This window comes from Acidobacteriota bacterium, from assembly GCA_018001935.1.
Taxonomy (GTDB): Bacteria; Acidobacteriota; JAAYUB01; order JAAYUB01; family JAAYUB01; genus JAGNHB01.
The window spans coordinates 21,787-38,621 of the sequence record JAGNHB010000024.1; the positions used below are offsets into that span (position 1 = coordinate 21,787).

General features: G+C 70.0%; 13 protein-coding genes. 2 read left to right on the forward strand and 11 right to left on the reverse strand.

From position 1 onward, the window contains the following. Positions 1-60: 60 nt before the first annotated feature. The 5 genes from KA419_10860 to pdhA all read right to left on the reverse strand — a co-directional run bounded on the left by KA419_10860 (position 61) and on the right by pdhA (position 5,624). Positions 61-636, reverse strand: a complete 576-nt coding sequence (locus KA419_10860; protein MBP7866440.1) for a DUF4375 domain-containing protein — start codon at positions 634-636, stop codon at positions 61-63. Between the two features lie 179 nt (positions 637-815). After that, positions 816-2,159 carry an NAD(P)/FAD-dependent oxidoreductase gene (locus KA419_10865; GenBank protein ID MBP7866441.1) on the reverse strand — a complete coding sequence of 448 codons (1,344 nt, stop codon included), beginning with the start codon at positions 2,157-2,159 and terminating at the stop codon, positions 816-818. Positions 2,160-2,249: 90 nt separating this feature from the next. Continuing rightward, on the reverse strand, positions 2,250-3,548 hold the full coding sequence (locus KA419_10870) for a 2-oxo acid dehydrogenase subunit E2 (protein ID MBP7866442.1): 1,299 nt from the start codon (positions 3,546-3,548) through the stop codon (positions 2,250-2,252). A gap of 1 nt (position 3,549) precedes the next feature. Beyond that, positions 3,550-4,533: an alpha-ketoacid dehydrogenase subunit beta gene (locus KA419_10875; GenBank protein MBP7866443.1), complete on the reverse strand. Its 984-nt coding sequence runs from the start codon at positions 4,531-4,533 to the stop codon at positions 3,550-3,552. Continuing rightward, positions 4,530-5,624, reverse strand: coding sequence for a pyruvate dehydrogenase (acetyl-transferring) E1 component subunit alpha (gene pdhA, locus KA419_10880; GenBank protein MBP7866444.1), 1,095 nt, complete (start codon positions 5,622-5,624; stop codon positions 4,530-4,532). The genes KA419_10875 and pdhA overlap by 4 nt, the downstream gene beginning before the upstream one ends. Positions 5,625-5,920: 296 nt before the next feature. Between pdhA and KA419_10885 the strand changes: the two genes are divergently transcribed. Together KA419_10885 and KA419_10890 are read left to right on the forward strand one after the other, a co-directional pair. After that, the gene (locus KA419_10885; protein ID MBP7866445.1) at positions 5,921-6,547 is read left to right on the forward strand and encodes a DUF47 domain-containing protein; all 627 of its coding nucleotides are present in this window, start codon (positions 5,921-5,923) and stop codon (positions 6,545-6,547) included. Between the two features lies 1 nt (position 6,548). Beyond that, complete coding sequence (locus KA419_10890) at positions 6,549-7,583, forward strand: inorganic phosphate transporter (protein MBP7866446.1); 1,035 nt, start codon at positions 6,549-6,551, stop codon at positions 7,581-7,583. Positions 7,584-7,704: 121 nt separating this feature from the next. Here the strand turns inward: KA419_10890 and KA419_10895 are convergent, their stop codons facing one another. From KA419_10895 to phoU, 6 genes are all read right to left on the reverse strand, one after another. Beyond that, the gene (locus KA419_10895) at positions 7,705-8,829 is read right to left on the reverse strand and encodes an SWIM zinc finger family protein (protein ID MBP7866447.1); all 1,125 of its coding nucleotides are present in this window, start codon (positions 8,827-8,829) and stop codon (positions 7,705-7,707) included. 49 nt (positions 8,830-8,878) lie between these two features. Next, positions 8,879-11,578, reverse strand: a complete 2,700-nt coding sequence (locus tag KA419_10900; GenBank protein MBP7866448.1) for a DEAD/DEAH box helicase — start codon at positions 11,576-11,578, stop codon at positions 8,879-8,881. A gap of 1,318 nt (positions 11,579-12,896) precedes the next feature. Further along, positions 12,897-13,649 carry a hypothetical protein gene (locus KA419_10905; GenBank protein MBP7866449.1) on the reverse strand — a complete coding sequence of 251 codons (753 nt, stop codon included), beginning with the start codon at positions 13,647-13,649 and terminating at the stop codon, positions 12,897-12,899. Positions 13,650-13,656: 7 nt separating this feature from the next. Then, positions 13,657-15,420, reverse strand: a complete 1,764-nt coding sequence (locus tag KA419_10910; protein MBP7866450.1) for a HAMP domain-containing protein — start codon at positions 15,418-15,420, stop codon at positions 13,657-13,659. Then, a complete protein-coding gene (locus KA419_10915) occupies positions 15,417-16,100 on the reverse strand; it encodes a response regulator transcription factor (protein MBP7866451.1) in 684 nt (227 codons plus the stop codon). The genes KA419_10910 and KA419_10915 overlap by 4 nt, the downstream gene beginning before the upstream one ends. Further along, a complete protein-coding gene (gene phoU, locus KA419_10920) occupies positions 16,097-16,771 on the reverse strand; it encodes a phosphate signaling complex protein PhoU (protein ID MBP7866452.1) in 675 nt (224 codons plus the stop codon). The genes KA419_10915 and phoU overlap by 4 nt, the downstream gene beginning before the upstream one ends. Positions 16,772-16,835: the final 64 nt, after the last annotated feature.

Here is a 16,835-nt window from a genome sequence, read left to right on the forward strand (position 1 = left end):
GTGTCTTCGCGACGGTTCGCGGGGCCTGGCGCTTTTTCGGCGGAGGCGAAAACCCCGAACTCACGTCCCCATCGGCCGGCGCATCCGGAGGAAGAGGACGGGGAGGTTCTCCTTCAGGCGGTTGAAGCGGCGGTCGAGGCGGTGGAGTTCCTTCCGGAGGTCCTCGTATCCCTTCAGGGTCCCCTCGCGGTTTTCAAAAAGCTCCAGGGCCTCCCGGAAGAGGCGGCTGGTGGACCGGGCCCCGAGGCGCCCGAGCAGGCCGATCCCTTCCCGGATGACGCCAAGACCCTGGTTCTCGTAAAGCTGGAGAAAACCGCCGTTGGCGACGTCCCCCTCGAGGCGGTTGAGGAGGGTGGCCTCCCGGTCGGTTCCGGCTTCGGCCAAGGCGATGAACGCCTCCACGTCGGGGTCCGGGGGCCGGAACATCTCTTCGGCGGTTTGCACGGATACGCCGAGGGCACAGGTGACGGAAAGCCTGCGGCCGGTCGTTTCCTCCCGCCAACCGAAGAGGGCGTCGGGGTCGCGGCGAAAGTCGTGGCCGGCGGCGTTGATCTCGAGGATGCAGGCTTCCGCGGCCCGTTCGGCGGCCTCCCGGACCCGGGAGCACATCAGGTGCTCGATGGCGGGTTTTTCCACGAGGTGTTCTCCGTCGTACGCGCCTTCTGCCGGAAGGCGCCCCTTTCGTTGGGTTCTCCGTGCGCCGCCCGGCAGGCGGTGCGTACTGTACGCGCCTTCTGCCGGAAGGCGCGCTTTTCGTCGGGCTTCCCGTGCGCCGCCCGGCAGGCGGCGCGTACAAGGCAGGCGGCGCGTACTTTTTATTCCCGCACGGCGCGGTCGAGGGCGGCGAAGCCCACGTCCATGAAGACCTCCGAGACCGTGGGATGCGCGTGGACGATGCGCACCATGTCGTAGAGGGTCCCCTCCATGGCCAGGATGGCCGCCGCCTCGGAGATCAGGTCCGTGGCGTGGGGGGCGACGATCTGGACCCCCAGGACCTCCCCGTAGAGCCGGCTCGACAGGAGCCGGATCACCCCCTCGGCGTTGCCCTCGGCCAAGGCCTTGGCGTTGGCGGTCAGCGGGAACTCGTCCACCCGGTAGTCGACGCCGGCCAGCTGGAGCCTCGGCTCGTCCTGCCCCACCTGGGCCATCTCGGGGGAGGTGTAGACGCACAGGGGCACCTGGTTCTCCTTCGCGTCCTCACGGACCCCGGCGATCCGGCCCACGGCGTGCAGACCCTGGGCCGAGGCGGCGTGGGCCAGCATCCGCCGGCCGTTCACGTCGCCCACGGCGTAGACCGTGGGCTGGCTGGTGCGGTAGGCGTCGTCGGTGACGAGGAAACCGTCCCGGGTGTCCAGGGGGAATTCGCAGGGCGGCAGGACGGCCTTCCGGAAGTGGGCGTTGACCAGCCGGTCCGCCGGCACCACCGTGCCGCTGACCCGTAGCCCCCCCTCCGCGACGCCTTCCACCCGGGCCTCGTTGACGACCCGGATGCCGTGCTGTTCCAGCAGGCGGGCGGCATATTGCGCGAAGAAGGGGTCGAAGAAGGGCAGGGCGGTAGGCCCCGGGACGAGCAGGGTGACATCCTTGCCCACCATCCGGAGGATCTGGGCGATCTCCAGGGCGTTGGGGCCTTCCCCCGCGACCGCCAGCCGGGTGGGGAGCGCCTCCAGTCGCCAGAGGGCGTCGATCTCGAGGACCATCTCCTCGGGCACGGGGAGCGGTCGGCGCTCGGGGCGGGAGCCGGTGGCCACCACCAGGGTCCCGGCGGTGACGATCCGGTTGTCCACTCGGACGGACTGCGGCGTCACGAGGGCCGCCTCGCCGCGGAGGACGTCCACCTTGTGTTTGTCCAGGGTTGCCCGGACGCCGGAGGACAGGCGCTGACCGATGTTGGCGGCGCGGGCGGCGGCGGCCGACCAGTCGAAGACGCAGGCCTCGGGCCGCACGCCGCGGATGCCGAAGCGCTCCGCCACCCGCAGTCGGACGAAGTAGCGGGCGCTCTCCATCATGGCCTTGACGGCGACGCACCCCCAGTGCATGCACATCCCCCCGATCTCGCCTTTCTCCACCAGGGCGGCCCGCATCCCGAGCTGCCCGGCCCGGACGGCGGCGATGTACCCGGCGGGGCCCGATCCGATGATGATGATGTCGTAATCCATGGTTCCTCCGTAGGCGCCTTCTGCCGGAAGGCGCTGGTTCGACTCGTTCCCCCCGTGCGCCGTGCGCCGCCCGGCAGGCAGCGCGTACGGTTACGCCAGCAGCAGCCGGACCGGCTCGCGCAGGGTCGCCATCACGTCCACCAGGAAGCGGACCGCCTCCCCGCCGTCGATGAGCCGGTGGTCCACCGAGAGGGAGAGGGGCAGCACCCAGCCAGGGACGACCGCCCCGCCGCGGACCCGCGCCTTTTGTTCCAGCCGCCCCACGCCCAGGATGGCCGCCTGGGGGTAGTTGATGACGGGCACGCCGAGCCATCCCCCCAACGCCCCGAAGTTGGTGACGGTGAAGGTCCCGTCCCGGAAGTCGTCGAGGGTGAGCTTGCGCTGCCGGGCCTTCTCCCCGACCTCGGCCACCCGGAGTGCCAGCTCCGTGATCGACAGCCTGTCGGTGTCGCGGATCACGGGCACCACCAGTCCCTCCTCGGCATCCACGGCGACCCCCAGATTGTAGTACTTCTTGTACACCACCCGGCCGCCCTCCAGGTCCAGTTCCGCGTTGAAGGACCGGTGCCGTTTGAGGGCCTCCGTCACCGCCCTGAGGATGAAGGCCATGTATGTCAGTTTCACGCCCCGCGAGAGCGCCTCGGCCTTCAAGCGCTCCCGCAGCGCCACCAGCTCGTCCACCTCCACCTCGTCCAGGAGGGTCATGTGGGCGGCGTTGTGCTTGGAGAGGCTCATGTTGCGGGCGATGGCCTTACGGATCTGGGACAGCGGTTCCGCCTCCACGCGCGGCGCCTCAGGCGCGGCGGCCGCCGCGGGGGCGGGGCGCCTGGAGGCCCCGAGGTCGCGGTGGTGGGCCTGGACGTCCTCCTTGAGGACCCGCCCGCCGGGGCCCGTCCCGGCAACCCGGCCGAGGTCCACCCCGAGTTCCCGGGCCATGGCGCGGGCGGTGGGGGTGGCCGTGACCTTGCGGGCGGGCCGCGCGGGCGCTTCCTCCGGTTCCGGGGCCCCGACGCCCTCGTCGGAGACCGGCAGGTAGGCGTTGTCGCCGGCCACCTCAATGGTCCCCACCACGCCGTAGCCGGGCTCCGCCACCGTGGTGCGCGGGGGCGGTGGCTCGTGGGCGACGGCCTGGGCCTCCTCGCCCTCCACGCCCGGGAGGTCGATCTCCACCAGGGGGTCCTCCACGTGGATGATCTCGCCCACCTTCCCGAACCGGGCCGAGATCACCCCCGTCTTCGGCGAGGGGATGTCGGCCACCACCTTGTCCGTCTCCATCTGGACCACGGGGTCGCCGGACTGGATGGACTGCCCCTTCTCCACGTACCACTGGAGGATCTTCCCCTCGTGGATCCCCTCGCCGATGTCCGGGAACTTGAAGATGTATCGCATGTCAGCTCTCCATGACCTTTTTCATTTCGTAGAAGATCCGGTCGGGACCGTGAAAGTAGAAGTGCTCGCCCCGCGCGTAGGGCGGCGCCGTGTCGAAGCCCGCGAGCCTCGCCGGGGGGGCTTCCAGGTGGTAGAAGGCCTCCTCGCAGGCCAGGGCGGACAGCTCGGCGCCCACCCCGCAGGTCACGGGGCCCTCGGTCACCGACAGGAGCCGGCCCGTCTTGCGGACGGAGGCCGCCACGGTCTCCCGGTCCAGGGGGAAGACGGTGCGCAGGTCCACGAGTTCCGCGGAGATCCCGGCCTCCTTCGCCAGCGCCAGGGCCCGCTGGCACTCCCGGACGTTGGCGCCGTAGGTCACCACGGTGAGGTCCTTCCCCTCGGACAGGACCTTGGCCTTGCCGATGGGGAGGGTGTAGCGCCCCTCGGGGACCTCCTGCTTGACGGCCCGGTAGATGCGCTTGGGCTCCAGGAAGATGACGGGGTCGTCGTCCTCGATGGCGGCGATGAGCAACCCCTTGGCGTCGTAAGGCGTCGAGGGGACGACCACCTTCAGGCCGGGCGTGTGGGCGAAGTAGGCCTCGTTGCTCTCCGAGTGCTGCTCCAGGGCCCGGATGGCGCCGCCGTAGGGATAGCGGATGACCAGGCGCATGGGGTAGCGCCCCCGGGTGCGGTTGCGCATGCGGGCCACGTGGCAGACGATCTGGTTGAAGGCGGGGTAGACGAAGCCGCAGAACTGGATTTCCACCACGGGGCGAAGGCCGGCGGCCGCCATGCCCACGGCGGTGCCCACGATGCCCGACTCCGCCAGGGGGCTGTCGAAGACGCGGGCCTCGCCGTACTTGAGCTGGAGGCCCTCGGTGGCCCGGAACACGCCGCCTTCCTTGCCGGCGTCCTCGCCGTAGATCACCACGGACGGGTCCTCCGCCAGTTTCACGTCCAGGGCCGAGGTCACGGCCTGGACCAGGGTCATCACTTTCACGCTCATTGTCGCGACTCCTTCCAGTTGAGGAACTTGCGGGTTTCGATCATCTGGCGCTTCAGCTCGTCCGGCATGACGGCGTAATGGAAGCGGAAGACGTCCTCCAGGGCGTAGGGCGGCTGGTTCTCCACCTCCGTGAAGCGGGCGTCGATCTCCCGCTTGAACTGCTCCACGGCGCGGGCTTCCCGGCCCGCGTCCCACATGCCCAGGGACTCCACGTGGAGGCGCAGGCGCCGGATGGGGTCCTTCGGTTCCCACAGGGCCTCCTCCTCCGGGGTCCGGTAGCGGGAGGGGTCGTCGGAGGTGGTGTGGGCGCCCCGCCGGTAGGTCAGCGCCTCGATGAGGACCGGCCCCTTCCCCGCCTCGGCGTGCTCCCGGGCGGCCAGGGCCGCGGCGTGCACGGCGAGGAGGTCGTTGCCGTCCACCTGGATGCCGGCGATGCCATAGGCGAGGGCCTTGATGGCGAGGGTCTTCGAGGCCGTCTGCTTCGACCGCGGGCAGGAGATGGCGTACTGGTTGTTCTGGCAGACGAAGACCACGGGGGCCTTCCACACCCCGGCGAAGTTGAGGGCCTCGTGGAAGTCGCCCTCGGAGGTGCCCCCGTCCCCGAAAAAGACGAAGACCACGCCGGGTTTCCCCTGGTACTTGAGGGCGTAGCCGATCCCCGCGGCGTGGAGGTTCTGGGACGAGATGGGGACCGAGAAGGGGAGCATGTTGGGGGCGCCCTCCAGCCGGCAGCCGTCCTCGCTGCCGCTGAAGTAGAGGAAGATGTCCTTCATCGTGGCGCCCTTGGCCAGCCAGGCGCCCAGCTCGCGGTAGGCGGGGCAGAGCCAGTCGATGTCCCGCATCACCAGGCCGACGCCCACCCCGATGGCTTCCTGGCCGAGGTTGGGCGGGTAGGTGTACATCCGGCCCTGGCGCTGGTAGGACACGGCCATCTGGTCGGCGGTGCGGACGAAGAGCATCTTCTCCAGCGCCGCCGCCCGGGCCTCGGGTGGAAGGCCGGGGTCCGCGTCGGTCGAGGCGATCCGGCCCTCGTCGTCCAGGATCCGGAACATCCGGTCCGAGAGGGGGTTGAACGTTTCCAGAATATCCATGGCGGTCTCCCTTGGGAATGGCGGTTCACCGTCGCGTCGTGCCGGGTCCGAAGAACTCCCGACTATTATAAACCGTTTCGACGACAGACCAAATACCATTGATGATCTCGGCGGGGGACGGATTCACCCGGCGGCGGGTGGCACGCGGCCCGCGGGGACGGCCGTGCCCTGATCCGGATGCGGGCCGGGCGGGTTGTCCGCCCGGAAGATTCGAGGAAATGCCGCTTGCCTTTTCCCCCGGGCGAGGAATAAAATGAAGAATCTGTTTGCTTCGCGTTAAGAATGGAGCACACGCCATGTTCAAGAAACTTTTGCCACGGGAAGTCAGCTTCTTCGACTACTTCGAGCAGCACGTCGACACCACGCTGGAGGCCAGCAAGATCTTCCTGGAAATCACCTCCAACGGGCCCGAGATGGAGTCCAAGGTCTCGCGGATCAAGGCCCTCGAGCACCAGGCGGACAACATCACCCACAAGTGCATCGAGGCCCTCCACAAGACCTTCATCACCCCCATCGACCGGCACGAGATCCACGCCCTCATCAAGCGGCTGGACGACATCACCGACGACATCGACGGCGCCGCGGCGCGCCTGGTGATGTACGAGCTGACCTCGATCCGTTCCGAGGCCCGGGACCTCGCCGAGATCCTGGTGAAGGCGTGCACCGAGCTGTGCAAGGCCGTCCGAGGCCTGCGGAACGTGGCGCAGGCCAAGGGGATCATCGACATCTGCATCCAGGTCCACCAGTACGAGAACGACGGCGACGTGGCCATGCGCACGGCCCTGGTCCGCCTGCTGAAGGAGGAGCAGTCGCCGGTGATGGTGGTCAAGTGGAAGGAGATCTTCGAGATGTTGGAACGCGCCACCGACAGCTGCGAGGACGTGGCCAACATCATCGAAGGCGTCGTGATCGAGGCGAGCTGACATGCCCCTGGAAACCCTGTGGTGGGTGGTCCTCGCCACCGTCCTGACCGCCCTGGCCTTCGACGTCATCAACGGGTTCCACGACGCGGCCAACTCCATCGCCACCATCGTCTCCACCCGGGTCCTCTCCCCGCGTTTCGCGGTCTTGTGGGCGGCCTTCTTCAACTTCGCCGCCATGTTCATCTTCGCCCCAAAGGTGGCCGACACCATCTCCAAGATCGTCATCATCGAGCAGGGGAAGCCCGCCTTCGTCTTCGTGGTGCTCAGCGGCCTGCTCGGCGCCATCGTCTGGGACCTGCTCACCTGGTGGTGGGGGCTCCCCACCAGCTCCTCCCACGCCCTCATCGGCGGCCTCGCCGGGTCCGGCGTCGCCTACGGCGGCTGGGGCGTCATCCACTGGGACAAGCTGGGCTCCGCCATGCTCTTCATCCCCATCGCCCCGCTGATCGGCTTCGTGGTGGCCTTCGCCTTCATGGTCGCCGTCATCTGGATCGTGCACAAGCAGCGCCCCCAGGCCGTGGACCGCTTCTTCCGGAAGGGGCAGCTGGTCTCCGCCGCCCTCTACTCCCTCGGGCACGGCGGCAACGACGCCCAGAAGACCATGGGGATCATCGTGGCCCTCTTCGTGGCCACCGGCGCCTTCACCGCCCACACGAGCCTCTCCCTCGGAAGCAGCCAAACGGCCTGGATCGTCCTCTCCTGCAACGCCGCCATGGCCATCGGTACGGCCCTGGGGGGGTGGCGCATCGTCAAGACCATGGGCATGAAGATGACCAAACTCAAGCCCATTGGGGGTTTCTGCGCCGAGACCGCCGGGGCCTTCACCCTCTTCCTGGCCACCGTCACGGGGATCCCCGTGTCCACCACCCACACCATCGCGGGCGCCATCGTGGGCGTGGGCGCCACCACCAAGCTCTCCGGCATCAAGTGGGGCGTCGCCATGCGCATCGTCTGGTCCTGGATCCTGACGATCCCCTTCTCCGCCGTCGTCGGCGCCGCCTGCTTCCTCTTCTTCAAGCTGCTGGTCCGCTTCTGAGCCGGGGCGGCCGCCAACAGATCAAATCACTGAAGCACGGACGAACCCGGTGGCGGGAGAGGAAGCCGTGTCGCCCCGGGCGGGAACGCCGCAACGTTCCCCCTTCCGCCGGCGGGAAACCTCACCGCCTTCCGGCCTTCCGGTAGGCCGCCAGGGCCGGCGCCAGGCGGGGGGTGGTCTCGTAGACGCCGCGGCGGTCGGTGCGCCGGAGGACCCCCGCGGCGAGCCACTGCTGGATGCGGGGGTGGGGGACCCCCTGCCCCGTGAGTTCGCGGGCGGTGATGGTGGGCGGGGGCGCCGGGGCCGCCTCGCCGCGGCGGGGACGTCCCCGCGGGCGGGCCGGCCGGGGGGCGGGGACCGATTCCGGGGCGGGCGCCGGGGCCGCCACGCTTCGCCGCGGGCGTCCCCGCGGGCGGGCCGGCGTCCCGACGGCCGGTGCGTCCGTCGGGGCGGGTGTCGGGGCCGCGGCGGGCTTCCCCTTCCCGCGGGGCGCGGCCGGCGGTGCGGGAAGGTCGTCCAGCTCGATGCCGAAGAGGCCGGAAAGGTCGGTTTCGTCCAGGCGGCTGTCCGCTTTCGGCGCGGTGCCCTTCAGGATGGCGTCCACGCCGGCACGGCCCGCCATCTCGCCGGGGTCCACCCCCCTCAGGCGGAAGAGCAGCTCGGGGGCGTGGTCGAGCCGGGCGCCCACCCCGTAGAGGGCGGCGGCCACGTGCTTGCACAGGGAGGCGTAGTCGGGGCAGGAGCAGGTGAAGCGGATCTCCCGGGGCGTGGGGAACAGACCCGTCCCCTCCCGGGTGATGACGGCCATCACGGCGTCGGAGAGCTTCCCCTGGAGCAACTCGAGGGCCGAGCCGATCTTCCCGGCGCACTCCGCCACCAGCGCTTCCCAGCGCCCCTTCGCGAGGGGGGCGATGTCCACCTCCACCCGGTAGAGGTGGGTGCCCATCACCAGCGCCTTCACCCGGCCCGTCTCCACCTTGAGGTCGAGGACCGTGCCGTTCCGCACGTAGGTGCGCCCGCGGGGGAGTCGGTTGGCGTAGTCCCCGTAGCGCTCCAGGTTGGCGCACCAGGCCTTTCCCCAGAAGGTGTCTGCCAGGGTGCGGCCCCGGACGGTCACCGGGGAGAGGTCCTCGCCCTTCTTCCGCCGGGCGGCCGCCTCCCGCTCGGCCTTCCTCCGCCGTTCCGCCACCGGCACGTACGGCGGAAAACCGTACCGGTCGTCGTCGTAGCGTCTGCGTCTTCGCATGGGTTCTCCTTCCGTTATCGCGTCGAGCCCGGGCGGCGACGAGCAACCCTCAGGCGTCGCCCAGGGCCGACCGGAGGTCCAGCGCCACCACCCGCAGCAGTTCGCGGTTGTCCAGTTCGGTGAGCACCGCCTCGCCGCCCCCGTCCACCACGTCGCGGGAAATCGCCTTCTTGCCCTCGATGAGTTCGTGGATCTTCTCCTCCACCGTCCCCCGGCAGACGAACTTGTGGACCAGGACGTTCCGGTGCTGACCGATCCGGAACGCGCGGTCGGTGGCCTGGTTCTCCACCGCCGGGTTCCACCAGCGGTCGAAGTGGATCACGTGGCCGGCCTCCGTCAGGTTCAGGCCCGTCCCGCCGGCCTTCATCGAGAGGACGAAAAACGGCGGCCCGTCGTCGCGCTGGAAGGTGTCCACCAGCTCTTTCCGCCGGCGGACGGGGGTCCCCCCGTGCAACACCAGGCCGGGACGGCCGAAAACCCCCGCCAGGAACCGCTCGAGGGGGTCCGTCATCTCCCGGAACTGGGTGAAGACCAGGGCCTTCTCCCGCCGGGAGGCCACGGTTTCCGCGATCTCCCCCAGCCGGTCGAACTTCCCGCTCTCGTCGGGGGGAAACTCCCCGCTCCCCAGCCAGTGGGCGGGGTGGTTGCAGATCTGCTTGAATCGCATCAGGAAGGACAGGATGACGCCGCGCCGCCGGATGCCGTCCAGGGTTTGGAGCAGGCGCTCCAGCTCCTCCACCGCCTGCTGGTAGAGGGCCGCCTGCCGCGGGGAGAGGGCGCACCAGGAGACCACCTCCGTCTTGTCGGGAAGGTCGGCGATCACCGAGCGGTCCGTCTTCATCCGCCGCAGGATGTAAGGGCGGGTCAGCCGCCGCAGGGGAGCGAAACCGTCGGGGCCGCCCTCCCCCAGGGCCTTGGCGAAGCGGCCGAACTCCCGGGACGAGCCCAGCAGCCCCGGGTTGAGGAAGTCGAAGAGGGACCAGAGGTCGGTGAGACGGTTTTCCACCGGGGTCCCGGTCAGGGCCAGGCGGGCGCCCGCGCGCAGGGCCTTGGCGGACCGGGTCTGGCGGGCGCCGGGGTTCTTGACGGCCTGGGCCTCGTCCAGCACCACCAGGGACCACTCCGTCTCCGCGACCCAGGGAAGCCGGAAAAGGGAGGCGTACGAGGTGATCACCAGGTCGTACCCCCGGACGGCCTCCGGGGAAAAGGCGGCCAGGTCCTCGGGGGGCGTCGCCGAGGCGTGGGCGGTGAGCAGCCGCAGCCCGGGGGCGAAGCGCTCCGCCTCCGAGCGCCAGTTGGCCAGCAGGGAGGCGGGCGCGACCAGGAGGGTCACGTGGCCGGGGGCCTCCGCCTGGAGCAGCAGGAGGAGGGCCAGGACCTGCATGGTCTTGCCCAGGCCCATGTCGTCGGCCAGGCAGGCGCCAAGCCGAAGGCGGTGGAGCAGGCGGAGCCACTGCACGCCCTTCCGCTGGTAGGGGCGGAGTTCGGCCTTGAGAGCGTCCCCGGGGTCGGCGGACAGCCCCGCCGCCGCGGACCCCCCGTCCAGGAGCCCGGCGACCCAGCGCCCCGCCGCCACCACCGACCAGGCGGAGCGCTCCTCGGGGGGCAGGGTCTCGCCGCCCTCCAGGCCGGCGCCGGCCAGCAGGCGCATCCCCTCGATGAAGGAGAGGCCGTCCTCGCCGGCCCTTTTCCCCACCCGCTCCCAGTGCTCCAGCACCTCCGACAGCTTTTCCCGGTCCACCTCCACCCACTTCCCCCGGATTCTCACCAGCCGGTCGGCCGCGGCCAGGATCCCTCGCCACTCTTCCTCCGAGAGGGGTTCGCCGTCCAGGGTCAGCTCCACCCGGAAGTCCAGCAGCGCACCCAGTCCCACCGAGACGGGCGGCCGATCCCCCAGGGTCAGGCGCACCTGGGGGCGCGGCGGGCGGCGGGGGTTCCACCAGTCGGGCAGGCGCACCACGACCCCTCCCTCCTCGAAGCAGGGGACGTCCTGGAGGAAGCGGTACGCCTCGTCCACCGTCCAGGAGAGGGGGTGGAAGATCTCCCCGGAGTCGGCCAGGGCGCGCAGGAACACGCTGTTCCGGGCCGCCTCGTGGATGGGGGTCAGCAGCCCCCGCAGGGCCTCCCGGTCGTCGGCGTACTCCCGGAGCGCCCGCTCCAGGGGCAGGTGCTGAAGCCGGGCCCCCTCCGACAGGCGGGACGTGTAGGTGGCCAGGAAGGCGAAGGGGCGGTCCGGGCGGTTCCGGTTTTCCGCCAGGTGGAAACAGATCCGCCCCACCATCCGCCACAAGGGGTTGGACGCGTGGAACCAGTCGGCCACGGTCCCGGGGTAGGCGGCCACCGCGCGGCGGAAGGCCTCCTGCATCCCGCCCCAGAGCGCGGCGAGCACGGGCGGGGCCAGGTATTCCCCCCCCGGCATGGGCGGGGCCGCGGCGGCGAGGTCCTCCCACTCCTCCCGGGGCGGGGCGACCTCGACGCGTTCCCGGAGGGACTCCAGGTCCGGCACCGCCCGGAGCCGCAGGGCGAAGGAGCGCCCGAGGTCGCGCCAGAACCGGGGGAGGGCCGGCAGTTCGGATGCCGTCTCCGCCACGCCGAGGTGAAGCAGGAGGCCGCCCCCGTCCCCGGGTGGAAGGGCGCCGAGCCTCTCGGCCAAAGCGGTCGGAAGGGCCTGCTCCTCCGCTTCCGCCGGGGCCAGGAAAAGCCCCCCGTGCGGGGAGAGCGCGAGGGTCAGGGCGGCGGTCGGGTCCATGGGGGACGTCTCCTTCCGGAATCCGGGGTCGAAGGATACCGCATCCGGGTGACCGATGCAATGCCTCGCTTCGGAAGTCGTTCCTTCCTCGCCGCCAAGTCGCCCTACCGCTGCCCGGCGCGGACCAATCGTTATGTCCTCTTGATTATTCATTACTTGCACTTCTGGCAGCTATCTCCCCATGATTTTATTGGGGTTAGACAGAACCTGGCACTGTACCCCGCCGCTTCCGACGGCGCTCCGGCGGCTTGCGCGCCTTGTTCCTGGGGTTAGTCAAAAAGCGGCGCTCCGTCAGACCTTCGCGCCGCACTCCCCAGGTCACCCCCACCGGCGCTCCGGCGGCCTGCGCGACGTACTCCCTATCGGTCCATTCAGATTGAATCCCTGACGGGGTGGGGGCCCGGCGGCACGCGGGGGGAATGGGTGTCCTGGCCCTTGATCGCAGGTGGTGGTCCTGATTCTGCTGGCGCTCGCCGTCCTTTTGGCCGTTGTGGATCGTGGCGTTTCGCGCCCTCGACCCGGGGGGATCGTGTACGCCGCGTCCACATGCCGCGGGGATCGTGGCCGCCGGGTCCCCACGCCGCCGGGATTGTGCCCGCCGCGTCCTCGCCCTGGGGGATCGTCCCCTCTGCGTCTTCACCCCGTCAGGGGTGAAATGTTTGTAGAAAAGGCAGTTACAAAGATTCTCCTCCCCCGCGCGCCGCCGGCCGGGATGTTGCCCGCGGCACGGTTTATCCCCGGCGGCGCGCGGGGGGAAATAATCAATAACCTCTATTACTACAAATGTTCGCCCCCTACGGGGGCGGGGCCGGTCGACCGCGGGGCGAACGGTGATGGCCCGCCGGGCTCTTTAGAAACAGATTCGCAACACATTTGTTGCGAAACGAGGTTTCTGGTCGACTGGACGGCCGTCCCGCCGCCCTCACCACAAGTATTACACGCCTGCGGCGTTCGGACGCCGATTTGTGCAAGGGCCGGAACGTCGTTGTGAGGGGGGCCAATCCCGTACGGCGCGCAGGTCTGACGGAGCGCCGGCTAGACTACGCCCTGGGGAGTGCGGCGCGCAGGTCTGAAGAGCGCCGGCTAGACTACGCCCTGGGGAGTGCGGCGCGCAGGTCTGACGGAGCGCCGCTTTGACCGCGCCGCGCAGGCTTCCGGAGCGGCGCGGGAATCGTGCCGGGAGGAGGAGGCCCGGCGCTCCGGGAGCGGTGCGCCCGTCCGGCGACCTTGCTGTCCCCGCGCTTGCGATGCGGCCCCCTTCCGACGGCGCTCCGGCGGCCTGCGCGCCTTGCTCCTGGGGTATGTCAAAAAGCGGCGCTCAGTGGGCGGGCGGGGGGGCGGCGTTCTCCTTGACGGCGGTGAGGCGCTCGAAGGCGGCCATGATGACGTCCACGGCCTCCGGGTGGTCCCGGATGTAGTCTGCCAGGCGGATCTGGGCGGCGAGGAAGCCCTTCCCCGCGTGATCGACGCGTTCCATGACGGGGCGGAGCGCCTCGGGGGGCTCCGGCAGCTTCGACAGCTCCGGGTGCCGGGCGGCGGCCGCCGTCATCGCGTCGCGGACGGCAGCCCAGTCCGCGGCCAGCCGGTCCATGGCGTCGGACATGGCCTTGGGGTCCCGGGCGGCGGCCAGGTCCCGGTTGAACCTTTCCAGGACGAACACGGACCGGTCGAGCGCGTTCACCAGGTCCCCGTACGCGCCTTCTGCCGGAAGGCGCGCGGGGTCAGCCTGGTCCATCGCGCCGCCCGGCAGGCGGTGCGTACTTTGGGCGCTTTCTGCTGGAAGGCGCGCGGGGTCGCTCGGGTCGGGTGCGCCGCCCGGCAGGCGGCGCGTACTTTGGGCGCTTTCTGCCGGAATGTGTCCGGGGTCGTTCGGGTCGGGTGCGCCGCCCGGCAGGCGGCGCGTACTTTGGGCGCTTTCTGCCGGAAGGCGCACGGGGTCGTTCGGGTCAGGTGCGCCGCCCGGCAGGCGGCGCGTACTGTAGTCGATGAGAAGGATCCCGGCGGCGGCGGAGAGGCCCACACCCAGCAGGAGCAGGGTCAGGAATCCGCCCCGGGCCCTCTTTTTCGCCATTTGCACTTCATTCGCGCCCATCGGTTTGGTCCCCCGTTTCCGGCAGCGGCAGGCAGACGGTGAAGGTGGTCCCCTCGCCCAGCCGGCTGGCGACGCTGATCTCCCCGCCGTGCCGCAACACGATGTTCCGGACGATGGACAAGCCCAGGCCGGTGCCGTCCCGGCGTCGCGAGCGGGACTTGTCCACCACGTAGAAACGCTCGAAGATGCGGTCCAGGTGCGCCTCCGGGATCCCCTCCCCGGTGTCGGAGACCTCGATCACGGCCCGGCGCGCCACCCGGCGGGCCCGGACGGTGATCCCGCCCTGCGCGGTGTGCCGGACCGCGTTGGAAACCAGGTTGGTGAACACCTGCTCCAGGAGGAACGGATCGGCCTGGAGCGGAGGGAAGCCCTCGGCGAGGTCCCGGGTCAGGGTGAGCCCCTTCCCGGCCAGCAGGGGGCGGAACTGCTCCTCCACATGCGACAGCAGCTCGCCCAGTTCCACGGGCTCGAGGTTCAGGGAACGGTCGCGGCGCTCCAGGTCCGCCAGCAGGAGCAGGTCGTCGGTGATCCGGGCGAGCCGCTCCGCATTCCGGCGAATGATGGCGGCGTGCTCCCGGTTGGGGGGGTCCTCCGACGCCATCATCTCCGCGTAGCCCTGGATGGACGCCAGCGGTGTCTTGAACTCGTGGGAGAAGTTCACCACCAGGTCGCGCTTGACGGCCTCGAGCCGCCGGAATTCGGTGATGTCGAACAGGAGCACGGCGGTCCGGTTCCCGTCGGAGAGGGGCGAGAGGCTGCACAGGAACTCCCGGTCGTGCAGGGCGAGCACCTCGGTCACCGGGGCCGCCGACGTGCCGGCGGCTTCCAGCAGCCCGCCGAAGCGGGGCGCCCGGATCACCGACCAGTAAGGTTTCCCGGCGACGTCGGCCGTTCCCGCCAGGGCGCAGAAGGCCTTGTTGGCCCGCACGACGGTGAAGTCGCGGTCGATCACGACGAGGGCCTCGCGGATGGCCGACAGGACGACGCTCCACTCCTCGTCCCGCCGCCCGAGTTCCCCGAACAGGCGCTGGACCTTCTCGGCCATGGCGTTGAAGGCCCCGGCCAGCTCGTGGAACTCCCCGGCCTGCCGCTGGTGGACCCGGGCGGTGAAATCCCCGGCGGAGAGGCGGCGCGCCGCCTGGGCGAGGTCCCCCATGGGCCGGGTCATGCGGCAGGTGATCAGGAAGGAGATCCCGAGGGCGAGGAGCAGGGCGGCCCCGCAGGCGGCCAGGAAGGACCCCAGGAAGGGGGCGGCCAGGGCGTCCATGCCGGCCAGCTCCCGGCTGGTCCGCAGGACGAAGCGGGCGTTCTCCCGGTTCGGCCAGGGGATGGCCACGTAGAGGCGGTCCACCTGGGTGGTCTCGCTGTAGCGGGCGGACTGCCCGTAACCGGTCTCCAGGGCCCGGGAAATCTCCATGCGCTGGGCGTGGCCTTCCATGAGCCGCGGGTCGTGGGCGGAGTCGGCGATCACCCGGCCGGCCACGTCCGGGGCGACGACGGTGATCCGCAGACCCAGCCGGCCACCCAGGTTCACCACCCGGCGGTTCAACTGTTCCTCCCCCTCATGGGCCAGGGTGAGATCCAGGTCGTCCCCCAGCGCCAGGGCGGCCAGGAGGAGCTGGCCCGCCACTTCCTGCCGGTTGAACTCCCGGGCGGAGCGGACGGTGGTGACGGCGACCAGGGCGCCGAAGAGGGCCAGCACGCCCGTGAAAGCCGACCAGATCTTGATGAAAAAAGGGATGCGTCTCATTCTTCGATCTTGTACCCCACCCCGCGGATGCAGCGGATGAAGGCCCCGGCCTCCCCGAGTTTCTCGCGAAGGTTCTTGACGTGGACGTCCACGGTCCGGTCCATGACGATCTTGTCCTTGCCCCACAGGCGGTCCAGGAGGGTCTCCCGGGTGTAGACCCGCCCCTTGCGCTCCCCGAGGATGCACAGGATCCGGAACTCGGTGGAGGTCAGCTCGACCTTGGCCTCGTGGACGAAGACCTCGTAGGTCTCGGGGTTCACCCGGATCACGTCGCCGATGCAGATGAGGCTTTCGTGGGGGTCCTTCTGGATGCTCCGCCGCAGGATCGCCTTGACCCGGGCCGTCAGTTCCCGGAGGGAGAAGGGTTTCGTGACATAGTCGTCGGCCCCCAGTTCCAGACCGAGGACCCGGTCGGCCTCGCCCCCCCGGGCGGTGAGGATCAGGATGGCGATGTCGGCGGTCTCCGCGTTGCCCCGGATCTTCCGGCAGATGTCCAGGCCGTCCGCGTCCGGCAGCATGAGGTCAAGCACCACCAGGTCCGGCAGCAGCTTCTCGAGGGCGGTGTGGAAGGACTTCCCGTCGGAGAAGGCCATGACGGAGTACCCGGCCTTCATGAGGGTCTCCTTGATGAGGCGGAGGAGGTCGGGGTCGTCCTCCACGATGGCGATGCGCGGTTTCACGACACCCTCCCGCCCGGGCCCTCCGTCGCCGGGCCGTCGTCGACATGGTGGTGTTTCACGTTGTGCCCTTCCTCCAGGTAGATCACCTGTTCGCAGATGTTGGTGGAGAGGTCGGCGATGCGCTCCAGGTTCTGCACCACGCGGACCAGCTTCATGGCCCGCTCGATGACCGCGGCGTCCGTGGCCATGAGGGGGAGGAGGTCCCGGACGATCTTCGCGCAGAGGGCGTCCACCGCGTCGTCCCGGCCGAGGACGTCCCGGGCGAGCTCCGCGTCCCCCCGGATGAAGGCGTCCACGCTGTCCCGCATCATGGCGATGCTCAGGTCGGCCATGCGGGGGGTGTCCTCGAGGGGCTTCACCTCGGGGCGCTCCACGAGGAAGAGCGAACTCTGGGCGATGTTCACGGCGTGGTCGCCGATCCGCTCCAGGTCGATGGACATCCGGACGGCGGCAAGGATCTGCCGCAGGTCCCGGGCCTTGGGCTCGTACAGGGCGATGATCCGGGTGCAGAGTTCCTCCACCTCCATCTCGAGGGCGTTGAGCTGGGGCTCCTCGACATCGATCACCTGTCGCAGGATGTCCGTCTGCCGCTCCTTCAGCCCCCGGACGGAGTGCTCGATCATGGCTTCCGCGAGGGTCGCCATCCGGATGACCCGTTCCTTCAGGTGCAAGATGCGTTCTCCCAACATTGGCTGTCCTCCGATCCGGTCCGTCCGTCCCGGCGCCCCGCGCGGG